The sequence below is a fragment of the Pseudomonas sp. NPDC077649 genome, assembly GCF_044542855.1.
In the GTDB taxonomy this organism is placed as follows: Bacteria; Pseudomonadota; Gammaproteobacteria; order Pseudomonadales; family Pseudomonadaceae; genus Aquipseudomonas.
On sequence record NZ_JBITVF010000002.1, the window covers coordinates 262,262 to 279,007 of the forward strand.

Annotated in this window: 13 protein-coding genes and 7 tRNA genes; 7 read left to right on the forward strand and 13 right to left on the reverse strand. The window is 67.4% G+C overall.

The genetic code is table 11. From position 1 onward, the window contains the following. Window positions 1-197: 197 nt before the first annotated feature. A complete protein-coding gene (locus tag ACIGFL_RS08285; RefSeq protein WP_397496835.1) occupies window positions 198-1,154 on the reverse strand; it encodes a tRNA dihydrouridine synthase in 957 nt (318 codons plus the stop codon). A gap of 93 nt (window positions 1,155-1,247) precedes the next feature. Between ACIGFL_RS08285 and ACIGFL_RS08290 the strand changes: the two genes are divergently transcribed. Further along, window positions 1,248-1,643: a hypothetical protein gene (locus ACIGFL_RS08290; RefSeq protein ID WP_397496836.1), complete on the forward strand. Its 396-nt coding sequence runs from the start codon at window positions 1,248-1,250 to the stop codon at window positions 1,641-1,643. Window positions 1,644-1,650: 7 nt separating this feature from the next. On the opposite strand, the gene ACIGFL_RS08295 is transcribed toward ACIGFL_RS08290, so the two are convergent. Continuing rightward, the gene (locus tag ACIGFL_RS08295; protein WP_021445404.1) at window positions 1,651-2,100 is read right to left on the reverse strand and encodes a thioesterase family protein; all 450 of its coding nucleotides are present in this window, start codon (window positions 2,098-2,100) and stop codon (window positions 1,651-1,653) included. 203 nt (window positions 2,101-2,303) lie between these two features. Here ACIGFL_RS08295 and ACIGFL_RS08300 point away from each other — a divergent pair, with 203 nt between their 5' ends. Continuing rightward, window positions 2,304-4,220: a diguanylate cyclase gene (locus tag ACIGFL_RS08300; protein WP_397496837.1), complete on the forward strand. Its 1,917-nt coding sequence runs from the start codon at window positions 2,304-2,306 to the stop codon at window positions 4,218-4,220. Here the strand turns inward: ACIGFL_RS08300 and ACIGFL_RS08305 are convergent. The 10 genes from ACIGFL_RS08305 to ACIGFL_RS08350 all read right to left on the reverse strand — a co-directional run bounded on the left by ACIGFL_RS08305 (window position 4,190) and on the right by ACIGFL_RS08350 (window position 9,159). Continuing rightward, window positions 4,190-5,029: an alpha/beta hydrolase family protein gene (locus ACIGFL_RS08305; RefSeq protein ID WP_397496838.1), complete on the reverse strand. Its 840-nt coding sequence runs from the start codon at window positions 5,027-5,029 to the stop codon at window positions 4,190-4,192. The two genes, ACIGFL_RS08300 and ACIGFL_RS08305, sit on opposite strands and share 31 nt — an antisense overlap. 11 nt (window positions 5,030-5,040) lie before the next feature. Beyond that, complete coding sequence (locus tag ACIGFL_RS08310) at window positions 5,041-5,580, reverse strand: TetR/AcrR family transcriptional regulator (RefSeq protein WP_397488467.1); 540 nt, start codon at window positions 5,578-5,580, stop codon at window positions 5,041-5,043. Window positions 5,581-5,838: 258 nt separating this feature from the next. Beyond that, window positions 5,839-5,914 (reverse strand) — tRNA-Glu (locus ACIGFL_RS08315). Window positions 5,915-5,962: 48 nt separating this feature from the next. After that, a tRNA-Ala gene (locus tag ACIGFL_RS08320) sits at window positions 5,963-6,038 on the reverse strand. Window positions 6,039-6,085: 47 nt separating this feature from the next. Next, window positions 6,086-6,161 (reverse strand) — tRNA-Glu (locus ACIGFL_RS08325). A 48-nt stretch (window positions 6,162-6,209) separates the two neighbouring features. Further along, a tRNA-Ala gene (locus tag ACIGFL_RS08330) sits at window positions 6,210-6,285 on the reverse strand. A 49-nt stretch (window positions 6,286-6,334) separates the two neighbouring features. Beyond that, a tRNA-Glu gene (locus tag ACIGFL_RS08335) sits at window positions 6,335-6,410 on the reverse strand. Window positions 6,411-6,470: 60 nt separating this feature from the next. Then, a tRNA-Ala gene (locus ACIGFL_RS08340) sits at window positions 6,471-6,546 on the reverse strand. Window positions 6,547-6,723: 177 nt separating this feature from the next. Next, window positions 6,724-8,205: a glutamate--tRNA ligase gene (gene gltX / locus ACIGFL_RS08345; RefSeq protein WP_122108484.1), complete on the reverse strand. Its 1,482-nt coding sequence runs from the start codon at window positions 8,203-8,205 to the stop codon at window positions 6,724-6,726. 33 nt (window positions 8,206-8,238) lie between these two features. Further along, on the reverse strand, window positions 8,239-9,159 hold the full coding sequence (locus ACIGFL_RS08350; RefSeq protein WP_122108485.1) for a LysR family transcriptional regulator: 921 nt from the start codon (window positions 9,157-9,159) through the stop codon (window positions 8,239-8,241). Window positions 9,160-9,262: 103 nt separating this feature from the next. Here ACIGFL_RS08350 and ACIGFL_RS08355 point away from each other — a divergent pair, with 103 nt between their 5' ends. From ACIGFL_RS08355 to ACIGFL_RS08365, 3 genes are read left to right on the forward strand one after another with little or no spacing between them, the layout of a single operon-like run. Further along, a complete protein-coding gene (locus tag ACIGFL_RS08355) occupies window positions 9,263-10,312 on the forward strand; it encodes an HlyD family secretion protein (RefSeq protein ID WP_397496839.1) in 1,050 nt (349 codons plus the stop codon). Window positions 10,313-10,361: 49 nt separating this feature from the next. Next, window positions 10,362-11,852, forward strand: a complete 1,491-nt coding sequence (locus ACIGFL_RS08360) for an MDR family MFS transporter (RefSeq protein WP_397497103.1) — start codon at window positions 10,362-10,364, stop codon at window positions 11,850-11,852. Window positions 11,853-11,895: 43 nt separating this feature from the next. Next, a complete protein-coding gene (locus ACIGFL_RS08365; protein ID WP_397496840.1) occupies window positions 11,896-12,786 on the forward strand; it encodes an EamA family transporter in 891 nt (296 codons plus the stop codon). 70 nt (window positions 12,787-12,856) lie between these two features. Here ACIGFL_RS08365 and uvrB read toward each other — a convergent pair whose 3' ends face one another. Continuing rightward, window positions 12,857-14,872 (reverse strand): excinuclease ABC subunit UvrB, encoded by a 2,016-nt coding sequence (uvrB, locus tag ACIGFL_RS08370; protein WP_122108489.1) that lies wholly within the window; start codon window positions 14,870-14,872, stop codon window positions 12,857-12,859. Window positions 14,873-15,108: 236 nt separating this feature from the next. On the opposite strand from uvrB, the gene ACIGFL_RS08375 reads away from it, so the two are divergent. Beyond that, window positions 15,109-16,305: an amino acid aminotransferase gene (locus tag ACIGFL_RS08375; RefSeq protein ID WP_397496841.1), complete on the forward strand. Its 1,197-nt coding sequence runs from the start codon at window positions 15,109-15,111 to the stop codon at window positions 16,303-16,305. 259 nt (window positions 16,306-16,564) lie between these two features. Further along, window positions 16,565-16,640: transfer RNA gene (locus ACIGFL_RS08380), tRNA-Asn, on the forward strand. Window positions 16,641-16,746: the final 106 nt, after the last annotated feature.

Sequence of the window (16,746 nt, forward strand, 5' to 3'; positions counted from 1 at the left end):
CTCCTGAATGATTCAGCAAGGGATCACAGTGCGGAACCCGACTTCGGCATCCCGCAAGCCCTTAACTAAGGTCGCCCGGAGAATTTTCAAGCGCCTGAAAAATTCGTTTACAGATCGAGGGCGCCACGCCGATCCCCTGGGGTGCGCCATGCGCAGCGCGCTTCGCGCAAATTGCTCGTCACGCAGGCGCGGTGCCCCTAGGCCGGCTCCGTCGCCGCGCCGAGCAACCGATCGATGCGCGCGCAATCCTGCTCGCGGCGTACCTCGGCGAACAGCGCCACCGCCTCCGGATAGCTGCGCGTGAGCATGGCCAGCCACTGCTTCAGGCGCCCAGGCGCATAGCGCGGCGCCAGCTTGCGCCGGGCCTGCTGCCAGAAGTCCAGCAGCAGCGGCTGCAGCTCGTCCCAGCTCATCTCCTGCGGCTGCTCGCCGGCCCGTACCGCGGCGATCTGCCGGGCCAGACCGGGGCGCGACACCAGCCCGCGCCCCAACATGATGTCGTCCACCCCGCTGATCTCGCGGCAGCGCCGCCAGTCGTCCAGCGTCCACACCTCGCCGTTGGCGAATACCGGCACCGCCACCGCCTCCTGCACCCGCGCCACCCACTCCCAGTGCGCCGGCGGCTTGTAGCCTTCGACCTTGGTCCGCGCGTGCACCACGATCTGGCTGGCGCCGCCCTCGGCCAGGGCGCGCGCGCAGTCCAGGGCGCCCTCCTTGTCGGTGAAGCCCAGGCGCATCTTCGCCGTCACCGGGATGGCCGCCGGCACCGTGCGCCGTACCTCGCGGACGATGGTGTGGAGCAGCTCCGGCTCCTTGAGCAATACCGCGCCGCCGCGCGACTTGTTCACCGTCTTGGCCGGGCAGCCGAAATTCAGGTCGATCACCGGTGCGCCGAGGGTGCAGGCGAAGGCCGCGTTGTCGGCCAGGCACTGCGGGTCGGAGCCGAGAAACTGCACGCGCATCGGCGTGCCGGCGCGGGTGCGGGCGCCGGCGAACAGCTCGGGGGCGAGCTTGCGGTAGGTGGCAGCCGGCAGCAGGCGCTCGCTGACGCGAATGAACTCGGTGACGCACCAGTCGATGCCGCCGATACGGGTCAGCACGTCGCGCAGGATCTCGTCGACCAGCCCCTCCATGGGTGCCAGGGCGATTTGCATGGGAGTGTCCGGAGAAAACGGGCGCACAGTTTAAGGCGCCGCGCGCGCGGCGCAAGATGGTCCACACTGCAGGAAACGCAAAGGAGATCCAGCATGCTACGTCACTCGCTACTGGCCTTGTGCCTGGTCGGCAGCCTCGCCCAGGCTGCCGACGCCCTGCCGCGGGGCGTGCAGGTGGTACCGCCGAACCCGGCGCCAGACGGCCCGGGGCGGCTGATCTTCAGCCGCGACAACAACGCGCCGAATGCCTGCGACGTGGAGCTCTACGTCAATCGGCAGGTGGTGGCGAAACTGGGCCCGGGCGAGCGCACCAGCCTCGATCTGCCCAGCGGCGAGCTGAGCCTCGCCGTGGCCATTTCCCCGGCCGGCTACTGCGCCGGGCGCGGGCCGGGGCCGGCGCAGTCGGTGCTGCTCGGCTCGGGCGAGACCCGCCAATTCGCCGTGATAGTCGAGCCGGGCCAGGCGTTCCTCGCCCCGCTGCTCAACTAGCGCGGTGCTACAGCTCCAGCGGATAGCGCTCCAGCAGCGCCTGGCCGTAGCCCTCGACGAACTCCGCCGGCATGCGCTTGGGCCGCCCGCTGGACAGCTCGATGCAGACGAAGGTGGTCTTGGCCCGCAGCAGAGTCACGCCATCCTCGGGGCGCAGCAGCTGGAAACGCCGATCCATCTTCAGGCGCTGGTCGGACTCGACGATCCAGGTGGCCATCTGCAGCTGCTGGCCTTCGTAGGCGCTGGCCAGGTAGTCGATCTCGTGACGCAGCACCGCCATGGCGCGATCCAGCCGGCGATACTCGGCCAGATCCAGGCCGAGGAACTGCGAATGACGCCAGGCGCAGCGCTCCAGCCAGCTGACGTAGACCGCATTGTTGGCATGGCCGAGGCCGTCGATGTCCTCGGCCGCCACCTGCAGGTCGATGACGAAGGGGGTGGGCAGGTCCCAGCTCATGCTCGTACCTCCGCGCCGCCGATCGGGCCGCAGGGGCCGCCGGCAGCGGCCAGACACGGCATCTCGTCCATCCACAGTTTCATCGTTGCTCTCCCGAATCCTGTCGCGCTGGGCAGCGGCATCGCCACCCGCCGTCACGCCATCCAAGCCCCGAATGATACGCCGCCTACCCGCTCGCTGCAGCGCCGAGCTTTCATAGCGTCATGCCAGCACGCCATAATGCGTCAACCTCGCCCGCGAGCCCGAGAATCGAGCAATTGACTGCCGTCCTGCGCCTGCTGATGCTGCTCCTGCTACCCGCCCTGGGCTGGGCGGACAGCCTGCCGCTGCCGAGCGGCCAGGCCCGCGTGCTGCCCGGCCCGTACATGCAGGTCTGGCAAGACCCGCAGGGCCTGGCCGACTTCACCCAGGTGCGCGCCCTGCCCGACTCGGCGTGGCAGGTGGTCGGCCGCCGCGACGCCAGCTTCGGCTACGGCGGCAGCGCCTACTGGCTGCGTCTGGATCTGCACAACCCGCATGCGCGCTCGCTCGGCTGGATACTGCTGGTGGGCAACCCGCTGCTGGACCAACTGGACGCCTACGGCCTGGATGAAGACCGGGTGTACCGCGCCGGCGACCAGCGCCCCTTCGCCTGGCGCTGGATCGAACACCGCCAGCTGGCCCTGCCGCTGGACCTGGCGCCCGGCGAAACGCGCCGGCTGTGGCTGCGCATGCAGACCGACGGCTCGGCCAACCTCAGCGCCAGCCTGATGACCCGCGAAGCCTTCGACCACCTGGAGCAACGCAGCCTGCTGCTGCAGGGACTGTTCTTCGGCGCCCTGACGGCGATGCTGATCTACAACCTGTCGATCTTCTGCATCACCCGCGACCGCAGCTACCTCTGGTACAGCCTGTTCGTCGCCAGCTTCAGCCTCTACCAGTTCATCCAGCTCGGCTTCGCCCTGCAGTGGCTGTGGCCCCAGGCCCTGGCCTGGCACCAGCTGAGCTTCCCGCTCAGCTCGGCGCTGGCCACCCTGTTCGGCATCTTCTTCACCTACAGCGTGCTCGAGCTGAACAACGGCTCGCCGCTGTACCGCTGGGTGGTCGCCGCGCTACTGGCCTGCTGCCTGGCAGTGATCGGCCTGGCTCTGGTCGGCCCCTACCAGGTCGCGCTGATCGGCAGCTTCGCCCTGGTGGCGGCCTGCGCCCCGATCGCCTTCGTCATCACCCTGCTGCGCTGGCGCGCCGGCTACGCCGCCGCCCGCCTGTTCGCCCTGGGCTGGTGCGTGCTGATCGCCGCCAGCCTGGCCAGCATCCTCACCGGCACCGGCCTGTTGCCCTACTCGCTGCTGACCCTGCACGCCCAGCAGATCGGCGGCCTGATCGAGATGACGGTGTTCTCCGTGGCTCTGGCCGCGCGCATCCGCCAGGCGCAGAACGCCGAACGCCAGGCCCAGGCCCGGCTGATCGCCCAGGAGCGCCAGCTGCGCCACGAACAGGCCACTCGTCTGCAGCTGCAGACGCAGATCAGCGACGGCCTGGAGCAGCGCGTGCAGGAGCGCACCGCGGCGCTGCAGGAAACCCTGCAACAGCTGTCCAACGCCAACCTGCGCCTGGCCGAGCTGAATCGCCGCGACGGCCTGACCGGGCTGTTCAACCGCCAGACCCTGAGCGAGGAACTGGAACGCGCCTGCGCCCGCGCCGAACGCAGCCGGCAGCCGCTGGCCATCCTCATGCTCGACTTGGATCACTTCAAGCAGGTCAACGACCGCCATGGCCACCTCGCCGGCGACGCCTGCCTGCGCCATGCGGCCCAGCGCATTCAGCAGCGCCTGCGCAGCAGCGACCTGCTGGCGCGCTTCGGCGGCGAGGAGTTCGTCGCCCTGCTCGACAACACCGACCTGGCCGGCGCCCTCGACCTGGCCGAGCAACTGCGCGACGACCTGGCCCGCCAGCCCTGCCCGTACCAGGACCAGTCCATTGCCCTGAGCCTGAGCATCGGCCTGCACGCCGGCATCCCCGACGACACCGGCTGCGGCGAACGCTGGCTGGACCTGGCCGACCGTGCGCTGTACCGGGCCAAGGCCGGCGGGCGCAACCGCGTGGTCGGCTACGAGGCCAGCGCCCTCGACGGCGCCTGACGCACCTCGCTCAGCAGCGCGAGCACCGCCTGCAGCAGCCGCGGATCGCCAAGCAGTCGCTGATGACCGCCCGCTGGCAGGCGCAATAGCTGACTGTCGAACCAGGCCCGGTGGATCAGCTCGGCCTCGCTCACCGGCACCAGCGGATCGTCCTCGGCATGCACGATCAGCCCCGGCAGCTCCAGTTGATAGCGCTGCACATCGAGATGCGCCGCCGGCATGCCGGCCTTCTCCTCCACCAGACGGATAAAGCGCGAGCGCGCCACCGCCGGCAGCCCCATGTACCGGGCGAAACCGCGCAGCACGGTGAGAATCCGGCTCGGCGCGGCGATGCTGACCAGCGCCGCGCTGCGCAGGCCCATCTGCGTCGCCAGCAGGGCGCTGGCACCGCCCATGGAATGACCGATCACCGCGTGCAGCGGCGGCAGTTCGCTGGCCGCCTCCAACAGCGCGCGGGCGAACAGCACCACGTTGGCCTCCTGCCCCGGCGAATGGCCATGGGCCGGGCCATCCAGCGCCACCACGGCATAGCCGGCGTCGACCAGACCGCGGATCAGCACGGCGAACTGGGTCGGCCGCCCTTCCCAGCCGTGCATCAGCAGCACCGCCGGCCCGCTACCCCAGCGCAACGCCGACAGGCCGAAACGCAGGGTGATGCGCTCGGCGCTGGCCAGCAGCGGCAACTCCCAGTCGCGCGGCGGCAGGTTGCGCGGGGTCATGAAGCGTTCGCGCAGGCGGCTCGCCAGCAATTGCGGAGCCACCCATCCCAGCGTCGCATTGACGCCACGTACCCAGGTCATCTGTTTCATCTGGCTTCTCCTCAGTTCACCGCCGCCTTGGCGGCCCGCAACACCCGGTCGGACAACTCGCCCGGGCCCAATGCCCGCGCCACCGCCAGACCGCCCACCATCAGCGCCAGATCGGCCAACGCTGCGTCGGCCTCCTCCGGCGTCTCGCTCATCAAGGCCGTCATCAGCTCGACATGCTCGGCCAGCGCCTGCCGAAAGCCCTCGGGCAAGCGCTCGATCTCGCCCAGCGAACTGGGCAAGGGGCAACGCTCGTCCTGCGCATCGCGGTGCTTGCGCGACAAGTAGAAGGCCGCTAACAGCACGCGCCGCTCGCGCCCGCCGAGGCTGGCGTCGATCTCGGCGAGGCGCGCCCGGCGCCGCCCGAGCAACTGACGGAAAGCCTCCAGCATCAGCGCCTCCTTGCTGGCGAAATGGGCATAGAAACCGCCCACCGTCAGCCCCGCCGCGGCCATCACTTCGGCCACCGCCGGATCGCCCGGGCCGCGCTCGGCCAGCACGCGCCCGGCGGCGGCGAGAATGCGTTCACGGGTTCTGCTCTTGCGCTCGCTCATGATGGCCCCTTGACATGATGGACACAATATTACGACCATCATATTCAAGCGCAAGCCTGGGGACATGCCATTGGTCGGCAAAACGCGCGAAAACAGTCGGGAACGGGAAAAGCCTGGGAGTTCCAGCACCGCAAGCACGGCCCGCAGGGCGGCCCAGAGGAGTGGCGGCCCGCAGGGCGGCCACCAGGGAGGGCGAACACAAAAAAGGGCTGCCTCCGGAGAAGCAACCCTCGAAACCCGCAAATGCGGAAAGGAAAATGGCGTCCCCTAGGGGACTCGAACCCCTGTTACCGCCGTGAAAGGGCGGTGTCCTAGGCCACTAGACGAAGGGGACGGAACCTTCGAACGACAAGGCCAGCACTAGGCTGGCCTTGCGTGTGATTGGTGGAGCTAAACGGGATCGAACCGTTGACCTCTTGCATGCCATGCAAGCGCTCTCCCAGCTGAGCTATAGCCCCGAAACCTTGCGGTCGGCTCGCAACGCTTGCGCGCTGCGACTGGAAAATGGCGTCCCCTAGGGGACTCGAACCCCTGTTACCGCCGTGAAAGGGCGGTGTCCTAGGCCACTAGACGAAGGGGACGTAACCTTCGAACGACAAGGCCAGCACCTGGCTGGCCTTGTCGGTGTTTGGTGGAGCTAAACGGGATCGAACCGTTGACCTCTTGCATGCCATGCAAGCGCTCTCCCAGCTGAGCTATAGCCCCGAAACCTTGCGGTCTGGCTGCAACGCCTGAGCGTTGCGGCTGGAATAAGTGGCGTCCCCTAGGGGACTCGAACCCCTGTTACCGCCGTGAAAGGGCGGTGTCCTAGGCCACTAGACGAAGGGGACGCAAGACCCTGATCGTGAATCGATCTACACCGATTCTGGCACTCCCGGAGGAGTCGAGATTGGTGGAGCTAAACGGGATCGAACCGTTGACCTCTTGCATGCCATGCAAGCGCTCTCCCAGCTGAGCTATAGCCCCATCTCGAGGACGGGGCGCATGTTAAGAGCGCCCCGAATGGCTGTCAACAACATTTTTCCTGCCAGCCAAAAGTTTTTGCCAATAGAACAACTACTTAGGGTCGCGCGACGTCCCGTAGGGTGCGCCGTGCGCACCACCACAACCGAGAGTGCCGCGGTGCGCGCGGCACACCCCAGCTCAGGCGATGCTCGCCAGCAGCTTCTCCCACTCCTTGGCTTCCTTCTTCGAAGTACCGCCGAGCAGCTCCAGCGCCTGGCGCAGACGGAAGCGGGTCAGGTCCGGACCGAGGATTTCCATGGCATCGAGCACCGACACCGAGCTGGCCTGGCCGGTGATGGCGGCGAACATCAGCGGCATGGCGTCGCGCAGCTTCAGCTCCAGGTGCTCGACCACCGCCTGGATGCAGCCGGTGATGCGCTCCTTCTCCCACTGGCGCAGGGCTTCGAGCTTCCACAGGATCAGCTGCATCAGCTGGCGCACCTGGTCGGGCGAGAGCTTCTTGTGCTCGAACAGCTTGGCGTCCAGGTTCAGGCCGCCGGAGAAGAAGAAGCCGGCCAAGGGCGCGATCTGGCTGAAGGTTTCCACCCTGCCCTGCACGTGCGGCGCAATCTGCATCAGGTACTCGGGATTGAGCGCCCACTTCTGCACTTCGGCGGCGAAGGTCTCCACCGGCAGCTCGCGCAGCCACTGGCCGTTGAGCCAGGAGAGTTTTTCCAGGTCGAAGATCGGCCCGCCCAGCGACACGCGGTTGATGTCGAAGTGCTCGATCATCTCGTTCAGGGAGAACTTCTCGCGCTCGTCCGGCATCGACCAGCCCATGCGGCCGAGGTAGTTGAGCATGGCCTGCGGCAGGTAGCCCATGCGTTCGTAGAAGGTGATGCTGGTGGGGTTCTTGCGCTTGGACAGCTTGCTCTTGTCGGGATTTCTGAGCAGCGGCATATAGCACAGCGCCGGTTGCTCCCAGCCGAAGTATTCGTAGAGCTTGATCAGCTTGGGCGCCGACGGCAGCCATTCCTCGCCGCGCAACACGTGGGTGATGCCCATCAGGTGGTCGTCGACCACGTTGGCCAGGAAGTAGGTGGGCAGGCCATCGGCCTTCATCAGCACCTGCATGTCCATGCGATCCCAGGGAATCTCGACGTCGCCACGCAGCATGTCCGGCACCACGCAGACGCCCTCGCTCGGCACCTTCATGCGCACCACGTGCGACTCGCCGGCGGCGATGCGGCGCTGCGCCTCGGCCGGATCGAGGTGCATGCAGTGACCGTCGTAGCGCGGGGTTTCCTTGTTGGCCATCTGCTGCGCGCGTACCTCGTCGAGGCGCTCGGCGCTGCAGAAGCAGGGGAAGGCATGGCCTTTGCCGACCAGCTCGTCCGAGTACTGCTTGTAGATCGCGCCGCGCTCGCTCTGCCGGTACGGGCCGTGCGGGCCGCCGACGTCCGGGCCCTCGTCCCACTCGATGCCCAGCCAGCGCAGGGCGTCGAAGATCTGCTGTTCGGACTCGCGGGTCGAGCGCAGCTGATCGGTGTCCTCGATGCGCAGGATGAACTGACCGCCGTGCTGACGGGCGAAGCACAGGTTGAACAGCGCGATATAGGCGGTGCCGACGTGGGGATCGCCGGTCGGCGATGGCGCGATACGGGTACGAACGGTGGTCATGAAGGCTCTCGGACAGTCGAAGCGTGGGTTCAATCAAGCCGGCGATGTTAACAGGCCGGGGGCGCCGGGCTCCAGCAGGCCACCGCCGCTGAGCGGCAGGCTGGCCATGAGGAAATCGAGGAAGGCCTTGACCTTCATCGCCTGGAACCGCCGCGAAGGATAGACCGCATAGACCTCGCCCAGCGGCAGGCGCGCCTGGCTCAGCAGCTCGACCAGACGACCGGCGCGCACCGCCTCGTCGCTGATCATCAGCGGCAGGCCGGCGATGCCGGCGCCGGCCAGCGCCGCCTCGCGGGCGAAGGTGATGTTGTTGCAGGTCAGCACCCGCTGGCAGGGCACGCTCTCGCCGAGCAGCGGCCAGTAACGCGGCGCGTCGTGCTGCAGGAGGATGGCGCGATGACCCTCCAGCTCGGCGACGCTGCGCGGTGTGCCGTGCGCCGCCAGGTAGGCCGGGCTGGCGCACAGGCGCCGGCCGCTCTCGAACAGCTTGCGCGCGATCAGCGTGGAGTCCTGCGGCTGGCCGACCTGGATGGCGATGTCCACGCCCTCCTCCAGCGGATCGACCAGGCGCGAGCTGAGTTCCACCTCGGCGCTGATCTGCGGGTACTGGCGCATGAACTCGCCGAGCACGCGGCCGAGAAACAGCTGGCCGAACTCGATCGGCGCGCTGATCCGCAGCAGCCCCGAGGGCTCGCGCTGCAGCTGCATCACCGCCTGCTCGGCCTCGGCGAAGTCGAGCATGATCTGCCGGCAACGCTCGTAGTAGGCCTGGCCCACCTCGGTCAGGCGCAGCTTGCGCGTGGTGCGGTTGAGCAGGCGCACGCCGAGGCGCTCCTCAAGCAGGGCGATGCGCCGACTCACCGTGGATTTCTGCATGCCCAGGCTGCTGGCCGCCTGGGTGAAGCTGTGGCACTCCACCACGCGGGTGAAGATCAGCGCGTCGTCCAGCCCCATGATTGTTCCCCACAAGCAACAAAGTTTGCCAAGTCTACCGGCTACTAGCGAAAACTGAACATCGTTAAATTTGCTTACACTTTTCAGCCAAGCCGAGCCTCGCATGCCCGCTCCCCTGCAACGCCGCCTCCTGCTCTTCACCACCCTGCTCGGCCTGTTGGCCGCCGCCCTGTTCGGCCACTGGCTGCTGGTCGGCCGCCACCTGCAGAGCACCGACAACGCCTACGTGCAGGGCGAGATCACCCGGGTATCGAGCCAGCTGAACGCGCGCATCGAGCGGGTGCTGGTGCGCGACAACCAGCACGTCGAGGCCGGCGCGCTGCTGGCGGTGCTGGAGGACAGCGATTTCCGCCTGGCCCGCCAGCGCGCCCGCGCCGCCCTGGCCAACTACCAGGCGCAACTCGACCAGGCACGCAGCAAGCTGGCGCAGCAGAGCAGCCTGATCGCCGCCAGCCAGGCTGAAGTGGCCGCCAGCCAGGCCACCCTGGAACGCGCCCAGCTCGATCTCGGCCGTGCCCAGGCCCTGCGCAAGCCCGGCTACGTCTCCGAGGAGCGGGTCACCACCCTGGCCGCCGACCAGCGCGTGGCGCGCTCGCAGCGGGCCAAGGCCACCGCCGACCTGCAGGCGCAGCGCCAGCAGACCGCGGCGCTGGAGGCCGAGGTGAAACGCCTCGACGCGCTGATCCTCGCCGCCCGCGCCGACCTGGAGCAGGCCGAGCTGGATCTCGCCCGCACCCGGATCCACGCGCCCATCGGCGGCTTCGTCGGCCAGCGTGCGGCGCGCGAAGGCCAGGTGGTGCAGAGCGGCAGCTACCTGCTGTCGCTGGTGCCGGATCGCGACATCTGGGTGCAGGCCAACTTCAAGGAAACCCAGATCGGCCGCATGCGCCCCGGCCAGCGCGCCGAGCTGGTGTTCGACAGCTACCCCGACACCCCCATCGAGGGCCGCATCGACAGCCTGTTCGCCGCCTCCGGCGCGCAGTTCAGCCTGCTGCCGCCGGACAACGCCACCGGCAACTTCACCAAGGTGGTGCAGCGCATCCCGGTCAAGCTGACCTTCGCCGCCGACCACCCGCTGCAGGGGCTGATCCGCCCCGGCATGTCGGTCGAGGTGCATGTCGACATCCGCGACGACGCCCAGCATGGCGGCTGATGCCCTGCTGCGCCCGACGGCGGAGCCCAGCCGGCGCGACTGGATCGCGGTGATGAGCGCCATGCTCGGCGCCTTCATGGCGGTGCTGGATATCCAGATCACCAACGCCTCGCTCAAGGACATCCAGGGCGCGCTGGCTGCCACCCTCGAGGAAGGCTCGTGGATCTCCACCTCCTACCTGGTCGCCGAGATCATCATGATTCCGCTGACCGCCTGGCTGGTGCAGCTGCTCTCGGCGCGGCGCCTGGCGCTGTGGGTGTCGCTCGGCTTTCTCGCCTCCTCGCTGCTGTGCTCGATGGCCTGGAACCTGGAGAGCATGATCGTCTTCCGCGCCCTGCAGGGCTTCACCGGCGGCGCACTGATCCCGCTGGCCTTCACCCTGACCCTGATCAAGCTGCCGGAGCACCACCGCGCCAAGGGCATGGCGCTGTTCGCCATCACCGCCACCTTCGCCCCGTCCATCGGCCCCACACTGGGCGGCTGGCTGACCGAGAACTGGGGCTGGCAGTACATCTTCTACATCAACGTGCCGCCGGGCCTGCTGATGATCGCCGGGCTGCTCTACGGCCTGGAGAAGAAGGCGCCGCACTGGCCGCTGCTGCGCACCACCGACTACGCCGGGATCCTCACCCTCGGCCTGGGCCTGGGCTGCCTGCAGGTGTTTCTCGAGGAAGGCCACCGCAAGGACTGGCTGGAGTCGAGCCTGATCCAGGGCCTGGGCAGCATCGCCCTGATCAGCCTGGCGCTGTTCGTCATCCTGCAGTTGTCGAAACCCAACCCGCTGATCAACCTCGGCGTGCTGCGCGAGCGCAACTTCGCCCTGGCCAGCATCGCCAGTCTCGGCCTGGGCGTGGGCCTGTACGGTTCGATCTACGTGCTGCCGCTGTACCTGGCGCAGATCCAGGGCTACAACGCGCTGCAGATCGGCGAGGTGATCATGTGGATGGGCCTGCCGCAGCTGCTGCTGATTCCGCTGGTGCCCAAGCTGATGACATTCATCTCGCCGAAATGGCTGTGCGCCCTGGGCTTCGCCCTGTTCGGTGCGGCCAGTTTCGCCTCGGGCGTGCTCGAGCCGAACTTCGCCGGCGAACAGTTCCAGCACATCCAGCTCATCCGCGCGCTCGGCCAGCCGCTGGTGATGGTGACCCTGTCGCTGATCGCCACCGCCTACGTGCTGCCACAGGACGCCGGCTCGGCCTCGAGCCTGTTCAACATCCTGCGCAACCTCGGCGGCGCCATCGGCATCGCCCTGCTCGCGACCCTGCTGGATGCCCGCGCCAAGGTCTATTTCGACTACCTGCGCGAAGCCCTGGTGCCGACCAATACGCAGCTGGACGAACGCCTGCAACTGCTGACCCAGACGCTCGGCAGCGAGCAGGCGGCGCTGGCCAAGCTCAGCGAAATCGCCCACCAGCAGGCGGCGATCATGGCCTACAATGACGCCTTTCATTTCATCGGCATCGCCCTGGGCCTGAGCATGCTCGCCATGCTGCTGACCCGCCGCCTGCCGGCCGGCGCCACAGGTGGCGCCGCCCACTGACCATACGCGCCCACTGCGGCGCGTTTTTTCGTTGCGGTATTGCATGCTCAGAACCTCCCGCGCCCTGCTGCTGATCGGTGCCTTCGCCACCATCTACATCGGCTGGGGCACCACCTACCTGGCCAACCATTTCCTCCTGCGCGAGCTGCCGCCCTTCGTCATCGGCTGCCTGCGCTTCGCCCTGGCCGGCGGCCTGGCGCTGCTGTGGGTGGCGCTGAGCGGGCAACTGCGCCTGCAGCGCAGCGACTGGGGCGGCGTGCTGATCGGCGGCCTGTCGCTGATCGCGGTCGGCCAGGGCGCGCTGATCTACGCCAACCAGTACCTGCCCACCGGCATGCTGGCGATGCTCTACACTACCCTGCCGCTGTGGAGCGTGGCGCTGGAATGGCTGCTCGGCGAACGCCCGCCGCTCTGGGTGCTGGCCGGCCTGGCGCTGGCCTGCGGCGGCATCGTGCTGCTGATGAACAACGCCCTGGGCAGCGCGGCCAGCGCCGAACAATGGCTGGCCGGCGCCCTGGTGGTGGCGGCGACGCTGATCTGGGCCTGCGGCGTGTGGCTGCTGCGCGGCCGCCCGGCGTTTCGCTCCAGCTGGCTGGGGCTGAGCCTGCAGATGCTGATCGGCGCCCTGCTGCTCGGCCTGTTCGGCCTCTGGCACGGCGACTGGCGAGGCCTGCAGCTGGCCGCCACCTCTAGCCAGGCCTGGCTGTGGCTGGCCTACCTGGTGCTGCCGGTGAGCCTGGGCGTGTACCCGGCCTACTTCTGGCTGCTGCGCGAGGTGCGCCCGAGCCTGGTGGCCACCTTCGCCTTCGTCAACCCGGTGGTGGCGCTGCTGCTGGGTTACCTGTTGCTGGGCGAACAGTTGAGCCTGCTGGCGCTGCTGGCCTGCGCGATCACCCTGGGCGGGGTGATGCTGATCATCTTTGGCCGGCGCTAACGGCTCACGTAGCCCGGATGCAATCCGGGGAAATCTCCCGCCTTAACATCCGCCCCGGATTGCATCCGGGCTACACCTGCAACAGGCGCTCGCGCAGCTTGTGGATCTCGTCGCGCAGCTGCGCCGCGGCCTCGAATTCCAGGTCGCGGGCCAGCTGGTACATCTTCTCCTCCAGCTGGCGGATGCGCTTGGCGATCTCGCTCGGCGAACGCAGTTCGCTCTCGTAACGAGCGCTCTCCTCCGCCGCCTTGGCCATGCCCTTGCGCTTGTTGCTGCGCGCGCCGGGCACGGTGGCGCCTTCGAGAATGTCCTGGACGTCCTTCTTCACCCCCTTGGGCACGATGCCATGGGCGGCGTTGAAGGCGATCTGCTTGTCGCGGCGCCGCTCGGTCTCACCGATGGCACGCTCCATCGAGCCGGTGATGCGATCGGCATAGAGGATCGCCTTGCCGTTGAGGTTGCGCGCGGCGCGGCCGATGGTCTGGATCAGCGAACGCTCGCTGCGCAGGAAGCCCTCCTTGTCCGCATCGAGAATCGCCACCAGCGCCACCTCGGGCATGTCCAGGCCCTCGCGCAGCAGGTTGATGCCGACCAGCACGTCGAAGGCGCCGAGACGCAGGTCGCGGATGATCTCCACCCGCTCCACGGTATCGATGTCCGAGTGCAGGTAGCGCACCTTGACGTCGTGATCGCCCAGGTAGTCGGTGAGGTCCTCGGCCATGCGCTTGGTCAGGGTGGTGACCAGCACCCGCTCCTCGACCGCCACGCGCAGGCGGATCTCCGACAGCAGGTCGTCGACCTGGGTGCGCGCCGGGCGCACCTCCACCTCGGGGTCGACCAGACCGGTGGGGCGCACCACCTGCTCGACCACGCGCCCAGCATGCTCGGCCTCGTAGGGCCCTGGCGTGGCCGAGACGAAGATGGTCTGCGGGCTGGCGGCCTCCCACTCCTCGAAGCGCATCGGCCGGTTGTCCAGCGCCGACGGCAGGCGGAAGCCGTACTCCACCAGGGTTTCCTTGCGCGAACGGTCGCCCTTGTACATGGCGCCGACTTGCGGCACCGAGACGTGGGACTCGTCGATCACCAGCAGCGCCTCGTCCGGCAGGTAGTCGTACAGGGTCGGCGGCGGCTCGCCGGGACCGCGCCCGGAGAGGTAGCGCGAGTAGTTCTCGATGCCGTTGCAGTAGCCCAGCTCGAGGATCATCTCCAGGTCGAAGCGGGTACGCTGCTCCAGGCGCTGCGCCTCCACCAGCTTGCCCGCACCGCGCAGGTAGTCGAGGCGCTGCTTGAGCTCGACCTTGATATTCTCCACCGCGCCGAGCAGCGTCTCGCGCGGGGTGACGTAGTGGCTCTTGGGGTAGAAGGTGAAGCGCGGCAGCTTCTTGATCACCTCGCCGGTCAGCGGGTCGAAGGCGCTGATGCTTTCCACCTCGTCGTCGAACAGCTCGACGCGGATCGCCTCCAGCTCGGATTCGGCGGGGAACACATCGATCACGTCGCCACGCACGCGGAAACTGGCACGGGCGAAATCCAGGTCGTTGCGCGTGTACTGCAGCTCAGCCAGGCGGCGCAGCAGGTCGCGCTGATCCATTTTGTCGCCGCGGTCGAGGTGCAGCACCATCTTCAGGTACTCCTCGGGGCTGCCCAGGCCGTAGATCGAGGAGACGGTGCAGACCACTATCACGTCCGGCCGCTCGATCAGCGCCTTGGTCGCCGACAGGCGCATCTGCTCGATATGGTCGTTGATCGAGGCATCCTTCTCGATGAAGGTGTCGGACGACGGCACATAGGCTTCCGGCTGGTAGTAGTCGTAATAGGAGACGAAATACTCCACCGCATTGTGCGGGAAGAACGCCTTGAACTCGCCGTACAGCTGCGCGGCCAGGGTCTTGTTCGGCGCCAGCACCAGGGTCGGGCGCTGCACCTGAGCGATCACGTTGGCGATGGAAAAGGTCTTGCCCGAACCGGTCACGCCGAGCAGGGTCTGGTGCGACAGGCCCGCCTCCAGGCCTTCGACCATCTGCCGGATCGCCTCCGGCTGATCGCCGGCCGGCTTGAAACGGGTTACCAGTTGAAATTCCGTCATGACTGACCTCGACAAACGGCTGTGACGCGCCCTGACAGACTACGTCAAAGCTGCTAACTGCGGGCGATGGACAAACCCGCTCGAATTACCTGGCGAAAGCCCTTAATTCAGGCGTTTGCGCTGTCGCCCCCTAGACTCAGGGTCGCTATACTAGCGCCCCGTTTACGCGACCCCCTAGCGCGAGTTTTCGGGGTCGCCTGGCCTCCCACCCTCACCTTCGAGCTGCCGCATCCATCATGAGTCTCTTCTCCGCCGTCGAAATGGCTCCGCGCGATCCCATCCTGGGCCTCAACGAAGCGTTCAACGCTGACACCCGCACCACCAAGGTCAACCTCGGCGTGGGCGTCTACTACAACGAGGAGGGGCGAATTCCGCTGCTTCGCGCCGTAGCCGAGGCCGAGAAGGCGCGCATCGAGGCCCACGCACCGCGCGGCTACCTGCCGATCGAAGGCATCGCCGCCTACGACCAGGCGGTGCAGAAACTGCTGTTCGGCGCCAATTCCGCCCTGGTCGAAGGCGGCCGCGTGATCACCACCCAGGCCCTCGGCGGCACCGGCGCGCTGAAGATCGGCGCCGACTTCCTCAAGCGCCTGCTGCCCGACTCGGTCGTAGCCATCAGCGACCCGAGCTGGGAAAACCACCGCGCGCTGTTCGAATCCGCCGGCTTCCCGGTGCAGAACTACCGCTACTACGACGCCTTCAGCAACGGCGTCAACCGCGGCGGCCTGCTCGAAGACCTGCGCAACCTGCCGGCGCGCTCCATCGTCGTGCTGCACGCCTGCTGCCACAACCCCACCGGCGTCGACCTGCAGCTGGACGACTGGAAGGCCGTGCTGGAAGTGCTGCGCGAGCGCGAGCACGTGCCCTTCCTCGACATCGCCTACCAGGGCTTCGGCGACGGCATCGAACAGGACGCCGAAGCGGTACGCCTGTTCGCCGAATCCGGCCTGGAGTTCTTCGTTTCCAGCTCCTTCTCCAAGTCCTTCTCGCTGTACGGCGAGCGCGTCGGCGCGCTGTCCATCGTCACCAGCAGCCAGGAAGAAGCCGGGCGCGTACTGTCGCAGCTCAAGCGCGTGATCCGCACCAACTACTCCAACCCGCCGACCCACGGCGCCACCGTGGTCGCCAGCGTGCTCAACAGCCCCGAGCTGCGCGCCATGTGGGAGGCCGAGCTGGGCGAAATGCGTGAGCGCATCCGCGGCATGCGCCTGGCCATGGTCGAGCAACTGGCCGCCCTGGGCGCCAAGCGCGACTTCGGCTTCGTCGCCGAGCAACGCGGCATGTTCTCCTACTCCGGCCTCACCGTGGAGCAGGTCGAGCGGCTGAAGAACGAGTTCGGCATCTACGCCGTCGGCACCGGCCGCATCTGCGTCGCCGCGCTGAACAAAGGCAACCTGGACAGCGTCACCCGCGCGATTCATGCCGTGCTGTAAGCCTCTGCGATAAACATAAACGCCGGCTCGAAGCCGGCGTTTTTTATGCGCCGCACAACAACGCAACCGTAGGAGCGGCTTTCGGCTTTGGCGTCCTGCGTCACTCTACCTCCTGCATCCATGCAGTCGTAGCCGCGATCTGTCGCGACTAAAGCCCCTTCCCACGACACCAACGCTGAACGCCCCGAATCCTGGCCACCTAGAAGTCACTGCAAAGTGTTGACTTCTCTTTTTTAATCAGTAACATACGCGCCGTTGTTCCGCGATAGCTCAGTCGGTAGAGCAAATGACTGTTAATCATTGGGTCCCTGGTTCGAGTCCAGGTCGCGGAGCCAAATTTAAAGCCTCGGTTCATACCGGGGCTTTTTCGTTTTCGGCGGACTCTCACCAGGGACTGCGTCCCAGGTTATTCGCTTCGCTCACCCCTTCGGGGCCGCGCTA

What these genes read in the sequence shown, in the direction of transcription:
- ACIGFL_RS08355 (WP_397496839.1), top strand. Translation starts at nt 9,263, where the DNA reads ATGCCCGCTCCCCTGCAACGCCGCCTCCTGCTCTTCACCACCCTGCTC.
- ACIGFL_RS08295 (WP_021445404.1), bottom strand. Translation starts at nt 2,100, where the DNA reads ATGAGCTGGGACCTGCCCACCCCCTTCGTCATCGACCTGCAGGTGGCG.
- ACIGFL_RS08285 (WP_397496835.1), bottom strand. Translation starts at nt 1,154, where the DNA reads ATGCAAATCGCCCTGGCACCCATGGAGGGGCTGGTCGACGAGATCCTG.
- ACIGFL_RS08375 (WP_397496841.1), top strand. Translation starts at nt 15,109, where the DNA reads ATGAGTCTCTTCTCCGCCGTCGAAATGGCTCCGCGCGATCCCATCCTG.
- gltX (WP_122108484.1), bottom strand. Translation starts at nt 8,205, where the DNA reads ATGACCACCGTTCGTACCCGTATCGCGCCATCGCCGACCGGCGATCCC.
- ACIGFL_RS08290 (WP_397496836.1), top strand. Translation starts at nt 1,248, where the DNA reads ATGCTACGTCACTCGCTACTGGCCTTGTGCCTGGTCGGCAGCCTCGCC.
- ACIGFL_RS08350 (WP_122108485.1), bottom strand. Translation starts at nt 9,159, where the DNA reads ATGGGGCTGGACGACGCGCTGATCTTCACCCGCGTGGTGGAGTGCCAC.
- uvrB (WP_122108489.1), bottom strand. Translation starts at nt 14,872, where the DNA reads ATGACGGAATTTCAACTGGTAACCCGTTTCAAGCCGGCCGGCGATCAG.
- ACIGFL_RS08300 (WP_397496837.1), top strand. Translation starts at nt 2,304, where the DNA reads ATGCCAGCACGCCATAATGCGTCAACCTCGCCCGCGAGCCCGAGAATC.
- ACIGFL_RS08310 (WP_397488467.1), bottom strand. Translation starts at nt 5,580, where the DNA reads ATGAGCGAGCGCAAGAGCAGAACCCGTGAACGCATTCTCGCCGCCGCC.
- ACIGFL_RS08305 (WP_397496838.1), bottom strand. Translation starts at nt 5,029, where the DNA reads ATGAAACAGATGACCTGGGTACGTGGCGTCAATGCGACGCTGGGATGG.
- ACIGFL_RS08365 (WP_397496840.1), top strand. Translation starts at nt 11,896, where the DNA reads ATGCTCAGAACCTCCCGCGCCCTGCTGCTGATCGGTGCCTTCGCCACC.